This window comes from uncultured Polaribacter sp. (genome assembly GCF_947503855.1).
GTDB lineage: Bacteria > Bacteroidota > Bacteroidia > Flavobacteriales > Flavobacteriaceae > Polaribacter.
Genome location: NZ_CANNFF010000003.1, coordinates 138,339 through 153,736, shown reverse-complemented (window position 1 = coordinate 153,736; position 15,398 = coordinate 138,339). Strand labels below are relative to the sequence as shown.

The window sequence follows — 15,398 nt, the reverse complement described above, 5'->3', positions numbered from 1 at the left end:
TAGAAAATACCAACCTACAAAATTTCTTGTAGTTTTTGTTTGTACAATTTAAAGGTTCTAATATTATGATGTGTAGCTTCTTGTAAAGTGATAAAACTATTTACAGGATTGTTATTTAATTGAAATAGTTTTTTTGCACCTTTAATAGGTGTAACACGATCTTTTTTGCCTTGAAAAATGCATATTGGTACTTGTACATTTTTAAAAAAGGTATGTGTTTTAAATTTATATTTTAATAAAAAAGTTGGTGCTAAAAAAAAGGCCTTTTGTACTGCTTTTTTTAAACTATAAAATGGAGATTCTAAAACAAGATGTTTGGGTTTGTACTTTTCTGCAATTTTAGTAGCAAAAGTACAACCTATGGAATAACCGTAAACTACAATTTTGTCTTCACTATACATTGTGTTGACATATTGATACACTTGCATGGCATCTTGATACATTTTTTGTTCATTAAAAGCACCAACGCTTTTACCATAATTTCTATAATCAAAAAGAATTACTTCATAATTGTAGTCTAAAAGATAAGAAACTCTGTTACCCCATTTTGTTAAATTACCTTTATTACCATGACAAAAAAGAATGATTCCTTTAGGATTTTCTAGTTTAAAATGTACTGCATTAATTAGAGTATTATCTTTAGCTTTAATAAATAATTCTTTAAATGAATATAGAAACTGATATTGATAATTTTTGTTTAGTTTTTTACCATTTAAAAAAATAAATTTCTCTTGAAAGAAATAAAACAAAATACAAAAAGCAATTATAAACAAGATTGGTAAATAAATCATTTGTAAAAATTAATTAGCACGAAACTAATGATTTTTAAGGATTCTAAATAATAACTCGACCACCAAATTTACTAGCTAGTATAGTCTGGTTAAAAGCAAGAAAAAACAGAAATGTAATAAATAATCATATTTCCCATTTTTACAGATGTATATAATATACATTGAATAATATTGCAAACGTTCTGGGCGATATTAAAAATATAAGACAAAGTATACGCAGAAAATCGAAGTTCAAACTTTGAAAAAATACTTTGAAAACAATCTTAGATTACGAATAATAGTTTTTAAAAAGAGTAAACGATTAGTGATAAAAAAGTTTTACCTAAATAAAAAAACCGAGACATATGTCTCGGTTTTTGTACTGAAGATGGGACTTGAACCCATACGAGCATTACTGCTCACTGGATTTTAAGTCCAGCGTGTCTACCAATTCCACCACTTCAGCATTGGTATTATTTCATAATAGAGCGAAAGACGGGATTTGAACCCGCGACCCTCACCTTGGCAAGGTGATGCTCTACCCCTGAGCTACTTTCGCAGTCAATGTTATTATGAACTTGCTCCTCTTCTTGGGCTCGAACCAAGGACCCTCTGATTAACAGTCAGATGCTCTAACCAACTGAGCTAAAGAGGAGTTTGCTTCACATTTGTGTTTAGCGAGTGCAAATATATATCTTTTTAATATATCACCAAATAAAAAGTAAAAAAAAATTATTTTTTTCACTTTTTTTATAACTAAAAAAAATTATTTCTTTTATCTCAAATATTGTATTTTTGTCTTCACAATTAGCTAAAAAGATAGCACAAACTATTATATGGATAAATTTTCGTTTTTAAACGCAGCGCATACAGGCTTTATAGCAGATTTATACGATCAATATTTAATAAACCCAGATTCTGTTGAACCTAGCTGGAGAAGTTTTTTTCAAGGATATGATTTAGCAAATGAAAATTATTCTCTTTCTGATGAAGAAACTTCAATAGAAGTACCACAAGAAGTAAAAAAAGAGTTTTTAGTTGTAGACCTAATCAATGGTTACAGAACAAGAGGGCATTTGTTTACAAAAACAAACCCGGTTAGAGAAAGAAGACAGTATCAACCAGTTTTAGATATCGAAAATTTCGGTTTAACTGAAAAAGATTTAGATAAAGAATTCTCTGCTGGAGATGTGTTAGGGTTAGGAAGGGTAAAGCTTTCTAAAATTATAAGTCACCTAAAAACTATTTATTGCGATTCTATTGGGGTAGAGTATATGTATATGCGTAATCCAGAGAAATTAAAATGGTGGCAAAGTCGTTTAAACGAAAATGATAATCATCCTAATTACTCTCAAGATTCTAAAAAATATATACTTTCTAAACTAAACCAAGCAGTTACTTTCGAGAGTTTTTTACAAACAAAATATGTAGGCCAAAAACGTTTCTCTTTAGAAGGTGGTGAGGCCTTAATACCAGGAATCAGTGTAGCTTTAAGAGAAGCTGCAGAAAACCACGGAGTTAAAGAATGTGTTTTAGGGATGGCACACAGAGGTCGTTTAAATACCTTAGTAAACATCTTTAAAAAACCGGTAAGAGATTTATTTAGCGAGTTTGAAGGAAAAGATTTTGAAGATGATGACATTGATGGTGATGTAAAATACCATTTAGGCTTAACGTTAAGTAAAACCTACAGAGATGGCAATGAAATTAAGATGAACTTAGTTCCAAATCCATCTCATCTAGAAACTGTTGCAGCAGTTGCAGAAGGTATTACTAGAGCAAAAATAGATAGAAAATATAATGGAGATTCTAGTAAAATATTACCCATTGTAATTCATGGTGATGCAGCAATTGCAGGCCAAGGTATTGCATATGAAGTAGTACAAATGGCAAAATTGAATGGCTATAAAACAGGAGGAACAATTCATATCGTTGTAAACAACCAAGTTGGGTTTACTACCAATTATTTAGATGCACGTTCTAGTACCTATTGTACAGATGTTGGTAAAGTTACATTATCGCCAGTTTTACATGTAAATGCAGACGATACTGAAGCTGTATGCCACGCAATGCAAATGGCATTAGAGTTTAGAATGAAATTTAAAACCGATATTTTTATAGACTTATTAGGATACAGAAAATATGGCCATAACGAAGGTGATGAACCTCGTTTTACACAACCAAAATTATACAAAGCAATATCTAAACATAAAAATGTAAAAGATATTTATGCAGAAACATTGTTAAAAGAAGGTTGTATAGATAAAGATTATCTAAATACAATTACTACTGAATTTAAAGAAATGCTTAACACGCAATTCGATTTATCTAAAGAAGATAAAAACTCTAAAGTAAAAGAGTTTATGAAATCTACTTGGGAAGGTTTTGAGCGTGAACAATTAGCCACTATGTTACAGCCTGTAGATACAAAATACAAATCAGACAGGTTAAAGCACATTGCTAAAGTAGTTTCTACAGTTCCAGAAGGCGTTAAATTTGTAAGAAAAGCAGAACGTATTTTACAAACAAGAGCAAAAATGGCATTCGAAACCAATCAATTAGATTGGGGAATGGCAGAAAACCTAGCTTATGGTTCTTTAATGGAAGAAGGTTTTAATGTGCGTATTTCTGGCCAAGATGTAGAAAGAGGTACTTTTTCTCACAGACACGCTATTTTACGTGATGAAATTACCGAAGATAGAATTAATTTATTAAATACAAACCCAGATACAAAAGGTCAAATGACCATTTATAACTCTTTATTATCTGAATATGGAGTGTTAGGTTTTGATTATGGTTATGCCATGGGAAATCCAAATACGTTAACCATTTGGGAAGCACAATTTGGAGATTTTTCTAACGGTGCACAAATTATGTTTGACCAATATATTTCTGCTGCAGAAGATAAATGGAAATTACAAAACGGAATTGTAGTGCTTTTACCTCATGGTTACGAAGGGCAAGGTTCTGAACATTCATCTGCAAGAATAGAACGTTATTTACAGTTGTGTGCAATTGATAATATGACAGTTGCCAACTGTACAACACCAGCAAACTTTTATCATTTGTTACGCAGACAAATGAAACGCGATTACAGAAAACCATTAATTGTGTTTACACCAAAAAGTTTGTTACGTCATCCAAAAGTAGTTTCTACTATAGAAGATTTAGCAACTGGCGAATTCCAAGAAGTAATAGATGATACCATCAACCCAAAAAATGTAAAAAAATTAGTTTTTTGTATGGGTAAATTCTATTATGACTTATTAGAAGAAAGAGAAAACCTAAATAGAGATGATGTTGCTTTGGTAAGAATAGAACAACTATTTCCTTTACATTTAGATAAAATACAAAAAGTAATAGACAGATATCCAAATGTAGAAAATTATATTTGGGCACAAGAAGAACCTAGAAATATGGGAGCTTGGAGTTTTATGTTAGAGCGTTTCGATTTGGTAAAACTAAATGTATGCTCTCGTAAATACTATGCAGTACCCGCAGCAGGTTCTAGTACACGTTTTAAAAAGCGTCATAGAGCAGTTATAGATAGTGTTTTTAACGATAAAGAGTAAGCGCGTTAAGGATTGAAACGACATCCTTTTTTTGCTGTCAGTTCCAGTGAAATTTCTTTTTCAGAAATTTTGTATCGAGAACAAAAAAGCAAAAAAAGATACAGTGGAAAGCCTGTTTAAACGCCCAAAAAATAAAAAAAGAATTTCAGATTAAAATAAAATAAGAAACCATGAGTGTTTTAGAAATGAAAGTTCCCTCTCCAGGAGAATCAATTACAGAAGTAGAAATTGCAACTTGGTTAGTTGAAGACGGAGACTATGTAGAAAAAGACCAACCCATTGCAGAAGTAGATTCTGACAAAGCAACTTTAGAGTTGCCTGCTGAAGAAAGTGGAATTGTCACTTTAAAAGCAGAAGAAGGAGATGCTGTAGAAGTTGGTGCTGTTGTTTGTTTGATTGATATGGATGCTGCAAAACCAGAAGAGAATGCTGCTCCTGCCAAAGATGAAGCTCCTAAAGAAGAAAAGAAAACGGAACTTGCTCCAGCTCAAAAAGCAGCTACTTATGCAACAGGAACCGCTTCGCCAGCTGCTAAAAAAGTATTGGCAGAAAAAGGAATTGACGCATCAACAGTAAAAGGAACTGGAAAAGAGGGTAGAATTACCAAAGATGACGCTGTAAAAGCAGTACCATCTATGGGAACACAACCAGCAAACGGTACTCGTGGTATAGAACGCAAGAAAATGTCGATGTTACGTAGAAAAGTAGCAGAGCGTTTGGTAGCTGTAAAAAGCGAAACAGCCATGCTAACTACGTTTAACGAAGTAAATATGCAGCCAATTTTCGATTTACGTTCTCAGTACAAAGAAGACTTTAAAGCAAAACATGGTGTTGGTTTAGGGTTTATGTCTTTCTTTACATTAGCGGTTGTTAGAGCGTTAAAAATGTATCCAGATGTAAACTCTATGATAGATGGAAATTACCAAATAAAACACGATTTTCAAGATATTTCTATTGCAGTTTCTGGCCCTAAAGGCTTAATGGTACCTGTAATTAGAAATGCAGAAAACTTGTCTTTTAGAGGTGTAGAGTCAGAAGTAAAACGTTTGGCTTTGCGTGCAAGAGATGGACAAATTACAGTTGATGAAATGACGGGTGGAACCTTTACCATTACCAATGGTGGTGTATTTGGTTCTATGTTATCTACACCAATTATAAACCCTCCACAAAGTGGAATTTTAGGAATGCACAACATTGTAAACAGACCTATGGCTGTTAATGGCGAAGTTGTAATACAACCAATTATGTATGTTGCCTTGTCTTACGATCATAGAATTATTGATGGAAGAGAATCTGTAGGTTTTTTAGTAGCTGTTAAAGAAGCTTTAGAAAATCCTATAGAATTATTAATGGATAACAATCCAACAAAAGCATTAGAAATGTAGCCCAGAATCTGGGTTCATAAGTATGTAAAACTGAGCTTGTCGAAGTCTTGAACTGAGCTTGTCGAAGTTTATCATAAAATATTAAAATCCTAAGCTTTTGCTTGGGATTTTTTGTTAGTAGTTATTTTCTGTTTGGAATTAATCCTGGGCAAAGACCGAAGTATATAAAAAGAGCTAAACTTAGTCTGTTGACTTTTTAATCAAAAAACCCAAAATACAAAGACTTCGTATACGCCTTATTAAAACACCCACATCTGCTAAACTATTTACAAAACTCCAAAATCACACCTTTTATTTAGTAAATAATTTTTAATTATTTACCTTGCATCAAAAAGAAAAAATGTCCAAAAATCCTGAATTAGAACTTGCCCTAAATTTTATAGAAAAAACAGATAGAAATCTGTTTATTACAGGTAAAGCAGGTACAGGAAAAACTACTTTTTTACATAAAATAAAAAACGAATCTTTAAAAAGAATGGTTATTGTAGCACCAACAGGTGTTGCAGCTATTAATGCAAAAGGTGTTACGATACATTCGTTTTTTCAAATGCCTTTTGGCCCAATTTTACCAAATCAAACTCAAAACAACCAACAACGTCGGTTTTCTAAAACAAAAATAGATATTATAAAATCGTTAGATTTAGTAATTATAGATGAAATTTCTATGGTTCGTGCAGATTTACTAGATGGTATAGACCAGGTAATGAGGCGTTATAAAAACCGAAACAAAGTATTTGGTGGTGCACAAGTTTTAATGATTGGCGATTTGCAACAGTTAGCTCCTGTGGTAAAACCAAACGAATGGAGTTTATTGCAAAGTTATTACGAAACAGTATATTTTTTTAGTAGTAAAGCTTTTCAAGAAGCCAATGTAGTTTCTATTGAACTAAAACACATTTATCGCCAAAAAAACGAAGATTTTATTAAAATTTTAAATGAAGTTAGAAATGATACTTTATCAGCAGTATCTGCAGAAATTTTAAATAAAAATTACAACCCGTCTTTTTCTCCGGAGAAAGAAGAGGGCTACATCACCTTAACTACGCACAACAACAGAGCCAATTTAATCAACAACTCTGAGTTGCATAAAATTAAAAATAAAAGTAATTTTTTTACTGCAGAGGTTTCTGGTAAGTTTAATGAAAACTCATATCCTAATGACGAAAAATTAGAGCTAAAAGTTGGTGCACAGGTGATGTTTATTAAAAACGATTCGTCTATAGAAAAAAGATATTTTAACGGAAAAATAGGAGTTATAACCGATATTTCTAAAGAAACTGTAACGGTACAATGTGCTAATGAAGCAGATGAAATTGTTACAGAAAGAGAAAAATGGGAAAATATAAATTACACTATAAACGACGAAACCAAAGAAATTAAAGAAGATTTGGTGGGTTCTTTTTCTCAAATTCCGTTGCGTTTGGCTTGGGCAATTACCATTCATAAAAGTCAAGGTTTAACCTTTGAAAAAGCTATTATAGATGCAGAAGCCTCTTTTGCACATGGGCAAACTTATGTAGCTTTAAGTAGGTGTACTTCTTTAGAAGGCTTGGTTTTAAAAACTAAAATAACTAGCAATGCCATTATAAACGATAGTACTGTAAGTGTTTTTAATCAATCAGTAGAAGAAAACCATCCAGATGAAAGCATTTTAAACGAATCTGAAAAACAGTTTCAATTAAACTTAATTGCAGAACTATTTGATTATCAGACTTTCTTATATCCCATTACTCGTTTAATAGATATATTTTACAAGAATCAAACTTCTATTAAAGGTGATGTTATAGATCATTTACAAACTATAAAAGATGATGGTGTAGTTGCTTTAATGAAGGTTTCAAATGGATTTAAAAATCAATTACAAAATATTTCTGATGCTAATATTTTACCAGAAAATAGCTCTCAAATTCAAGAGCGCTTTACAAAAGGAGTAGATTATTTTTTAAATCATACCAAAACAAATATTCAAAAATCTTTAGATGCCATTTCATTTTCTACAGATAATAAAGCTGTAAAAAAAGATTTTTTAAAACAGTTTGATGCTTTGCAAGAAAAATTAGAAGAAAAATTATTTGCATTGCAAAAAATGTCAAAGGGTTTTAAAACCAAAGCGTATTTAGAGGTAAGAGCAAAAGCAGTTTTGCAAAAAACGGCACCCAAAAAGAAGAAAAAATCGCCTTCTCAAAGAGACCCATTATTAGCTTTAAAATTGCGCGAATTAAGAGACGAAATTCGCATTGCAGAAAACATACCCGCTTTTCAGGTATTTACGCAAGAAACCTTGTATGCCATGTGCGATGCTTTACCTAGAACAGAAAAAGAACTGATAAAAATCAAAGGCATGGGTAAAATTCGTGTCCATAAATATGGCGAAGAAATTTTACAGGTAATAGAAACCTATTGTAAAGAAAACGGAATTAACCAATTTAACGAACAGAAAAAAGAAGATAAAAAACCGACCAAACAAATTACGTTTGAGCTTTTTAAATCTGGATTTTCCATAAAAGAAATTGCCAAAGAACGCAGTTTAACAACAGGTACTATAGAAAACCATTTGGCAAATTACATTCCTTCTGGAGATATTGATGTGTTAGAATTGATAGATTTAAAACGCTACAAAAAAATATTGAATCAAATAGAAGAGGCTGGAGATGTAAAGGGTTTAACAGTGCTTAAAGAAAAAGTAGATACAGATATTACATACATGGAACTAAAAATGGTTTTAATGTCTATGGAGCGTTAATTTTCTTTTTTTTAGAAGCTATTTCCAGCTTTCGCTACTCAATCTTTTTGCTAAAAAAAGCAAAAAGGATTTCAAACAAATAGCTCAATCTGGGCTAGACTTATTTGCCGACAAATTAGATAATTTTAAAGATGTAAGAGATATTTTAAAACACTTAAAAGCAAATCATATAAAACTAGAAAGAGAAGCTAGTGCAAACACTTCTGGTTCTGCAAGTATTGTTTTTTTTGATCCTAATGGAAATACTATTTTGATTGATAAACATCTTTAGGCGACTTCAAATCCTTCAAAACTAACTGTACAGACTTATAACCTTGCCACTCATTTTCCTCTAAAGCATACACAATATCAAATTTGTCTTGTACAACATCCATTTTATCACCCAAATTAAAACCAATGGCATTATAGGTTTTTTGGTTATCACCTTGAAAAATATTTAATTTTAAATGCGTTTTGTCTGCACCTACTTTTTTACCATAACCATTATCTCTTACACAAGTACTTTTAAAAACGGGTTTCATATTTTGTGGACCAAAAGGTGCCATTTGCTGAATAATTCTAAAAAATTTAGGGGTTATTTCAGACAGTTCTAACGCTGCATCAATAGCAATTTCTTGAGTTAATAATTCTTTGTTGATGGTTTTTGCAACTACTTCTTCAAACTTATTTTTAAAATTTTGGTAGTTTTCTGGTAACAAAGTCAAACCAGCAGCATATTTATGGCCACCAAATTGTTCTATAAATTCGTCACATTCTAATAGTGCATTGTATACATCAAATCCTTTTACAGATCGTGCAGAAGCCGCTAGTTTATCGCCACTTTTTGTAAATACTAAAGTAGGTCTGTAGTATTTTTCTATCAATCTAGAAGCTACAATACCAATAACACCTTTGTGCCAATCTTCTTGAAAAACTACAGATGTAAAACGCTCTTCTTCTTCTTCATTATCTATAATTTGAATAACAGCTTCATCGGTTATCTTTTTGTCTAAATCTTTTCTATCAGCATTAAAAATTTCTATGGATGCTGCAAACTCTACAGCAGCTTCAAAATCCATTTCTGTAAGTAATTCTACAGCATAATTACCATGTTTCATTCTGCCAGCAGCATTAATTCTGGGAGCAATGATAAATACTACATCTGTAATGGTTAATTCTTGTTTTTTTATTTGATGAATAATGGCTTTAATTCCGTTTCTAGGTTGTTGATTAATTACTTGCAAACCAAAATAAGCCAACACTCTATTTTCGCCATTCATGGGTACTATATCTGCAGCAATGGCAGTGGCTACCAAATCTAAATAAGGCACAAAATCTTTTATCGTTTGATTTCGTTTGGAGCCCAAAGCTTGAATCAATTTAAACCCAACACCACATCCACAAAGTTCATCAAAAGGGTAGTTGCAATCTTCTTGTTTTGCATTTAAAACAGCTACCGCATCAGGAATTTCTTTTCCTGGTTTGTGATGATCACAAATTATAAAATCGATATTTTTTTGGTTTGCATAGGCTACTTTGTTTATGGCTTTTATACCACAGTCTAAGGCAATTATTAGAGAAAAATTGTTGTCTTCAGCAAAATCAATTCCTTTATAAGAAATCCCATACCCCTCCTCATATCTATCAGGAATATAAGTGGCAATATTGGAAGTTATTGTTTTTAAATATGAAGAAACCAAAGATACAGCTGTGGTGCCATCTACATCATAATCTCCATACACTAAAATATTTTCATTATTTGCAATGGCTGTTTCAATTCTTTGTACTGCCAAATCCATGTCTTTCATTAAAAAAGGGTCATGAATATCTGTTAAACTGGGCCTAAAGAATTTTTTAGCTTCCTCAAAAGTTTCAATATTTCGTTGACAAAGAATTTTTGCAATTATTAAATCGACTTGAAGTTCTTTAGCTAGATTTTTTACTTTTTCTTTATTAGGTTCCGATTTTAGTGTCCATCTCATAGCAAGTTATTGGGTTACTTTTCTAAAGTATGTAAATATATTTCTGTTTCTACAGTGGCAAATTGTCTAAACATTTCCATGACTCCACAGTATTTTGTAACGGATAGATTTACAGCTTTTTGTATTTTTTCGGGTTTTAAATCTGAATCTGTAAAATGGTAATCTACTTTTACGTTTTTATAAAATTTCGGATGTTCATCTGTTAATTCTGCAGTAACAATTACTTTAAAATTAGTAACTTCTGCACGCATTTTTTCTAATAAAGAAATTACATCTAAACCAGAACAACCTGCTAAAGAAGAAAGCATTAACGCTTTGGGTGCAAAACCAACTGTATTTCCATTGTCTTGAGATTTATCAAACATGGTTAATTTATGCCCACTAAGATTGTCGGTTTCAAAATGCGATTTCCCTGTCCAAACTGTACTAACAATATTTTTAACCATAAATAATATTTTTTAAATTTGAAGTATTAAATTGTGTTTCTTTACAAAAATAAGAAAAGCTTATAAGTTAATGATAAATTTAAATAAATCTCTTTGCAATAAAACCAAAATTTTGCTTGGCTTTTGCTTTTCTCTAGTATTATTTTTGCATGCTCAAGGAAGTCCACCAGAACTTTCTGCAACTGGAGACCAAGCTTATTGCATAGGAAGTCCTATAAAAATAGTTACCAATTTTACAATAACAGATCTAGATAATACTACAATTGATTTTTTTTACATACAAATCTCCTCTGGATATCAAGTAGGTTTTGATCGATTAGAATTGAGTGGAACTCACCCAACTATTTCTCAAAGTTGGAATATGAATGAGGGGAAATTAACTTTGACTTCTTCAACGACTCCAGGAATGTTACTAACTGAATTAGAAAACGCAGTTAAAGATGTAGTTTTTGTAACTACTGCTACTTCTGTAATTACAGAAAAATTATTTTCTCTATCTGCAGATGATGCTAATTATTTACCTGAAACTGATCATTTTTATCAATTTATATCTGCACCAAATATTACTTGGAAAGATGCTAAAATAGCTGCTGAAAATAGTACGTATTATGATAGACAAGGATATTTGGCAACTTTAACAAGTGAAGTAGAAACAATTTTTGCTGGTAAACAAGCTTCTGGTTCGGGTTGGATTGGTGGTTCTGATGAAGAAACAGAAGGGGTTTGGAAATGGGTTACTGGACCAGATGCTGGTACGGTTTTTTGGAATGGAGCTGTAAATGGCTCTACACCAAATTATGCAAAATGGAATAATAATGAACCTAATGATTTTAGAGGAAATAATTCTACAGGTGAAGATTATGCACATATTACAGATGCATCAATTGGGATTGTAGGTGCTTGGAACGATTTGCCAAATGAAGGTGATACTGGTGTTTATGCAGCAAAAGGTTATGTAGTAGAATATGGTGCACCTGGTGATCCAAAATTAAATATTGTAGCAAGTACTAGAATTTATATACCGCAGATAACTTCAATAACTGAAGGCAGAATTTGTGAATCTGGAATAACAACATTATCTGCGACATCAGATGAAGGTATAATAATTTGGTTTGATTCACAAATTGGAGGTACAGAATTAGATAGAGGTACTAATTTTATAACACCCACAATAAATACAACTACAGATTATTTTGCAACAGTGTCTGTAAACGGATGTACAACATTACCAAGAACTAAAGTTACCGCTTCTGTAACACAAAGACCACAAATTACCAATATTTCTGAAGATGTAAATTGTGGTGGTTCCGCAGATTTAGTAGCAAATTCAACTAGTGGAACTGTTTTTTGGTACGATTCTCTAACGAGTACAACTCCTATTTTTTCAGGAAATAATTTTCAAACCCCCAATTTAACAACAACTACTTCTTATTTTGTAGAAGCTAGTTTATTTGGCTGTACCTCTACAAGAAAAGAAGTTGTTGCAACAGTCGATAGCACGATTCCATATTTTGAATTGGAACAAGATACTTATATTTTATGTAGTGATATTGGATCTATAACTTTAAGAACTATCAATTCGAAAGGAAATTATACTTATAGCTGGTCAAAAGAGAATCAAACTATTTCTGGTAATACCACTGAAATATCTGTTTCAGAAGCTGGTTTATATACTGTAAAGGTATTTTCTGACGCTGGTTGCGAATATGTAGAAAAAACCATTATTGTAAAAAACTCAGAAATAGCAAGCATTACTAAAGATGATGTAATTATTATCGATGATAGTAACAATAATTCTATGGAGATAATTGTGTCAAATATAGGAATAGGAGATTATGAATTTTCATTAGATAATGAATTTGGAGGGTATTCTAAAAATAATATTTTTGAAAATATTACAACAGGGACGCATACCTTATATGTGAGAGATATTGGTGGTTGTGGTATATCATCTTATCAATTTTCAATTTTAGAATATCCAAGATTTTTTACACCAAATGAAGACGGAATCAACGATTATTGGTCAATAAGAGGGTATGATAAAAATGTAAACCCATTATCAGAAATATATATTTATAACAGATTTGGAGTTTTATTATACAAAATGGATGCATCTGGACCCGGTTGGAACGGAACTTATGAAGGAAAAAAACTACCCTCAAATACGTATTGGTTTAAGACTTTACTTACAGATCAAAATGGTTTGTCCATAGAAAAAAATGGAAGTTTTAGTTTAATAAGAAAATAAAAAATTAGATTTATGCCCTTAGTAACACCACTATCATCGGAGCACGATTTAGAAACAAAAAAATTAGCAGAATTTTTTAATGAAACTTTAGGGTTTTGCCCAAATTCGGTATTAACCATGCAACGTATACCTGCAATTTCTAAAGCTTTTATCAATTTAAACAAAGCAGTTATGGCAAACCAAGGTAGAGTTACATCTGCTTTAAAAAGAATGATTGCTTGGGTTTCTAGTAACGCATCAGGCTGTAGATATTGTCAAGCACACGCCATTAGAGCTGCAGAACGTTATGGCGCAGCACAAGAACAATTAGATAATATTTGGGAATACAAAACACACCCAGCATTTTCAGATGCAGAACGTGCAGCCTTAGATTTTTCGTTAGCAGCTTCTGTAATACCTAACGCTGTAAATACTAAAATTAAAAAGGAACTTTACAAGTATTGGGATGAAGGTGAAATAGTAGAAATGTTAGGTGTAATTTCTTTATTTGGATACTTAAATCGCTGGAACGATTCTATGGGAACCACTTTAGAAGAAGATGCTATAGATTCTGGAAATCAGTTTTTAGGCAAACACGGTTTTGAGGTGGGTAAACATATTTAATCTATTTTGGTTAAAGCTTGCTTGTCAAAAGATAAACCATCAAAACCTGTTTTTATAAAATTTCTAATATTTTGATGCGATGTTCCATTGATATCTTTTAAAACAGACTGATAATGCTCGCCAAAACAAAAAAGTGTCTCTTCTTTGTTTAATTGTTGGTGCACTGCAAATGCAAATAATTTACAAGAACCCGAGTTTTCTCCTGCTTTATTTTCAATTGATCCATTTCTAAAAGCAGTAGGTATAAAGTTATAATTATCTTCTATTACTTGCATGGTTTCTGCAAACAAAATTACTGTTGGGGTTTCTTTTAGTTTGGTTTTAAAGTTTTGGATGTTCATTTTAGTATCTTTATAAAGTGTCAAATTTAAAGCAAAAAAGGTATCAAAGAAAATGTTTTTATAAAAGTTAAAAAAGGCGCAAACCCATTTTATTTATGTAAATGGTAAAGTTAAAGGCAAAAAATATTTTCAATATAAGTTCATAAACCTACAAATTTTTTAAAACCTTGTAGGTTTTCTTTTATTAAAAGTTATTTGGAAGATTTCCCTTCAACAACCACAACAATTTCTCCTTTTGGAGGTTTCGCAGTATAATGAGCCAATACTTCTGTAGCAGTTCCTCTAATAGTTTCTTCAAACATTTTTGTAAGTTCTCTAGAAACAGAAACTTTTCTATCTGCTCCAAAATACTCAATAAAATGGCCTAAAGTTTTTACCAATTTGTGTGGCGATTCATAAAAAATCATCGTTCTTGTTTCTTCTGCTAACAATAAAAAACGTGTTTGTCTCCCTTTTTTTACAGGTAAAAACCCTTCAAAAACAAACTTGTCATTAGGCAAGCCAGAATTTACCAAAGCTGGCACAAATGCAGTTGCACCAGGTAAACATTCTACCTCAATATTATTTTCTACACAAGCTCTTGTTAATAAAAAACCAGGATCTGAAATAGCAGGTGTACCAGCATCCGAAATTAACGCACAAGTTTCTCCAGCTTGTAAACGTTTTAAAATCCCCTCTATAGATTTATGTTCGTTATGCATATGATGACTGTGCATTTGCGTAGCAATTTCAAAATGCTTTAACAATTTACCACTGGTACGTGTATCTTCAGCCAAAATAAAATCCACTTCTTTTAAAATTTTAATAGCTCTAAAAGTCATGTCTTCTAAATTACCAATGGGTGTAGGTACTAAATATAATTTGCTCATTTTTTTTGGTTTATAGTCTTTAGTTGGCGTCAAATTAGATCAATAATTATAAACCAACAACTAATTAAATTTCCTCATAAGTTTCCATAGTAATATCGGCAACAACATCTCCAGTATGTTTAGTAGATAGAGGCTCAAACAATAAAATATGTACTTCTTCTTTGGCAACAGGTTTGTGTTCAACACCTTGTGGTACAATGTAACATTCGCCTTCATTTATGGTGATGATTTTATCTCTTAAATGAATTTCTAAAATGCCTTTTTGTACCATAAATAACTCATCTTCATGGTCGTGCTTATGAAAAACAAATTCGCCTTTTACTTTGGCTAATAAAATTTGTTGCCCATTTAACTCACCTATTTTTTTAGGCGACCATTGGTCTGAAAACAAATTAAATTTTTCTTGAATATTAATGACACTCATAAAGACAAATTTACAAAGATTTTATGGGAATAAAAC

12 protein-coding genes and 3 tRNA genes are annotated in these 15,398 nt (G+C 31.6%); 6 read left to right on the top strand and 9 right to left on the bottom strand.

The genetic code is table 11. The features are described 5' to 3' along the window. Window positions 1-14: 14 nt before the first annotated feature. The 4 genes from Q0662_RS03690 to Q0662_RS03675 form a co-directional block, all read right to left on the bottom strand. On the bottom strand, window positions 15-791 hold the full coding sequence (locus tag Q0662_RS03690; RefSeq protein ID WP_298947252.1) for an alpha/beta fold hydrolase: 777 nt from the start codon (window positions 789-791) through the stop codon (window positions 15-17). A gap of 359 nt (window positions 792-1,150) precedes the next feature. Further along, a tRNA-Leu gene (locus tag Q0662_RS03685) sits at window positions 1,151-1,236 on the bottom strand. Window positions 1,237-1,257: 21 nt separating this feature from the next. After that, window positions 1,258-1,329: transfer RNA gene (locus Q0662_RS03680), tRNA-Gly, on the bottom strand. Between the two features lie 22 nt (window positions 1,330-1,351). Then, window positions 1,352-1,425, bottom strand: a tRNA-Asn gene (locus Q0662_RS03675). Window positions 1,426-1,606: 181 nt separating this feature from the next. On the opposite strand from Q0662_RS03675, the gene Q0662_RS03670 reads away from it, so the two are divergent. From Q0662_RS03670 to Q0662_RS12005, 4 genes are all read left to right on the top strand, one after another. Further along, a complete protein-coding gene (locus Q0662_RS03670) occupies window positions 1,607-4,342 on the top strand; it encodes a 2-oxoglutarate dehydrogenase E1 component (RefSeq protein ID WP_298947250.1) in 2,736 nt (911 codons plus the stop codon). Window positions 4,343-4,512: 170 nt separating this feature from the next. Further along, the gene (odhB, locus tag Q0662_RS03665; protein WP_298947247.1) at window positions 4,513-5,727 is read left to right on the top strand and encodes a 2-oxoglutarate dehydrogenase complex dihydrolipoyllysine-residue succinyltransferase; all 1,215 of its coding nucleotides are present in this window, start codon (window positions 4,513-4,515) and stop codon (window positions 5,725-5,727) included. 340 nt (window positions 5,728-6,067) lie between these two features. After that, window positions 6,068-8,470 carry a helix-turn-helix domain-containing protein gene (locus tag Q0662_RS03660; RefSeq protein ID WP_298947245.1) on the top strand — a complete coding sequence of 801 codons (2,403 nt, stop codon included), beginning with the start codon at window positions 6,068-6,070 and terminating at the stop codon, window positions 8,468-8,470. Between the two features lie 79 nt (window positions 8,471-8,549). Continuing rightward, the gene (locus tag Q0662_RS12005; protein ID WP_347186311.1) at window positions 8,550-8,741 is read left to right on the top strand and encodes a VOC family protein; all 192 of its coding nucleotides are present in this window, start codon (window positions 8,550-8,552) and stop codon (window positions 8,739-8,741) included. On the opposite strand, the gene recJ is transcribed toward Q0662_RS12005, so the two are convergent. Beyond that, complete coding sequence (recJ, locus tag Q0662_RS03655) at window positions 8,716-10,431, bottom strand: single-stranded-DNA-specific exonuclease RecJ (RefSeq protein ID WP_298947243.1); 1,716 nt, start codon at window positions 10,429-10,431, stop codon at window positions 8,716-8,718. The two genes, Q0662_RS12005 and recJ, sit on opposite strands and share 26 nt — an antisense overlap. Window positions 10,432-10,445: 14 nt before the next feature. Beyond that, on the bottom strand, window positions 10,446-10,877 hold the full coding sequence (locus Q0662_RS03650) for an OsmC family protein (RefSeq protein ID WP_298947241.1): 432 nt from the start codon (window positions 10,875-10,877) through the stop codon (window positions 10,446-10,448). Window positions 10,878-10,989: 112 nt separating this feature from the next. On the opposite strand from Q0662_RS03650, the gene Q0662_RS03645 reads away from it, so the two are divergent. Both Q0662_RS03645 and Q0662_RS03640 read left to right on the top strand, forming a co-directional pair. Further along, on the top strand, window positions 10,990-13,125 hold the full coding sequence (locus Q0662_RS03645; protein ID WP_298947239.1) for a T9SS type B sorting domain-containing protein: 2,136 nt from the start codon (window positions 10,990-10,992) through the stop codon (window positions 13,123-13,125). Window positions 13,126-13,137: 12 nt separating this feature from the next. Beyond that, window positions 13,138-13,728, top strand: coding sequence for a carboxymuconolactone decarboxylase family protein (locus tag Q0662_RS03640; RefSeq protein ID WP_298947237.1), 591 nt, complete (start codon window positions 13,138-13,140; stop codon window positions 13,726-13,728). On the opposite strand, the gene Q0662_RS03635 is transcribed toward Q0662_RS03640, so the two are convergent. The 3 genes from Q0662_RS03635 to Q0662_RS03625 form a co-directional block, all read right to left on the bottom strand. After that, window positions 13,725-14,069 carry a HopJ type III effector protein gene (locus Q0662_RS03635; RefSeq protein WP_298947235.1) on the bottom strand — a complete coding sequence of 115 codons (345 nt, stop codon included), beginning with the start codon at window positions 14,067-14,069 and terminating at the stop codon, window positions 13,725-13,727. The genes Q0662_RS03640 and Q0662_RS03635 overlap by 4 nt on opposite strands. A gap of 191 nt (window positions 14,070-14,260) precedes the next feature. After that, window positions 14,261-14,938, bottom strand: a complete 678-nt coding sequence (gene rsmI, locus Q0662_RS03630; protein WP_298947233.1) for a 16S rRNA (cytidine(1402)-2'-O)-methyltransferase — start codon at window positions 14,936-14,938, stop codon at window positions 14,261-14,263. Window positions 14,939-15,002: 64 nt separating this feature from the next. Further along, on the bottom strand, window positions 15,003-15,362 hold the full coding sequence (locus Q0662_RS03625) for a cupin domain-containing protein (RefSeq protein ID WP_298947231.1): 360 nt from the start codon (window positions 15,360-15,362) through the stop codon (window positions 15,003-15,005). Window positions 15,363-15,398: the final 36 nt, after the last annotated feature.

Excerpts from the sequence above, each read along its gene's own strand:
- Q0662_RS03640 (WP_298947237.1), top strand. The coding sequence starts at position 13,138 with ATGCCCTTAGTAACACCACTATCATCGGAGCACGATTTAGAAACAAAA.
- recJ (WP_298947243.1), bottom strand. The coding sequence starts at position 10,431 with ATGAGATGGACACTAAAATCGGAACCTAATAAAGAAAAAGTAAAAAAT.
- Q0662_RS03660 (WP_298947245.1), top strand. The coding sequence starts at position 6,068 with ATGTCCAAAAATCCTGAATTAGAACTTGCCCTAAATTTTATAGAAAAA.
- Q0662_RS03650 (WP_298947241.1), bottom strand. The coding sequence starts at position 10,877 with ATGGTTAAAAATATTGTTAGTACAGTTTGGACAGGGAAATCGCATTTT.
- Q0662_RS03690 (WP_298947252.1), bottom strand. The coding sequence starts at position 791 with ATGATTTATTTACCAATCTTGTTTATAATTGCTTTTTGTATTTTGTTT.
- Q0662_RS03670 (WP_298947250.1), top strand. The coding sequence starts at position 1,607 with ATGGATAAATTTTCGTTTTTAAACGCAGCGCATACAGGCTTTATAGCA.
- Q0662_RS03625 (WP_298947231.1), bottom strand. The coding sequence starts at position 15,362 with ATGAGTGTCATTAATATTCAAGAAAAATTTAATTTGTTTTCAGACCAA.
- rsmI (WP_298947233.1), bottom strand. The coding sequence starts at position 14,938 with ATGAGCAAATTATATTTAGTACCTACACCCATTGGTAATTTAGAAGAC.
- Q0662_RS03635 (WP_298947235.1), bottom strand. The coding sequence starts at position 14,069 with ATGAACATCCAAAACTTTAAAACCAAACTAAAAGAAACCCCAACAGTA.
- odhB (WP_298947247.1), top strand. The coding sequence starts at position 4,513 with ATGAGTGTTTTAGAAATGAAAGTTCCCTCTCCAGGAGAATCAATTACA.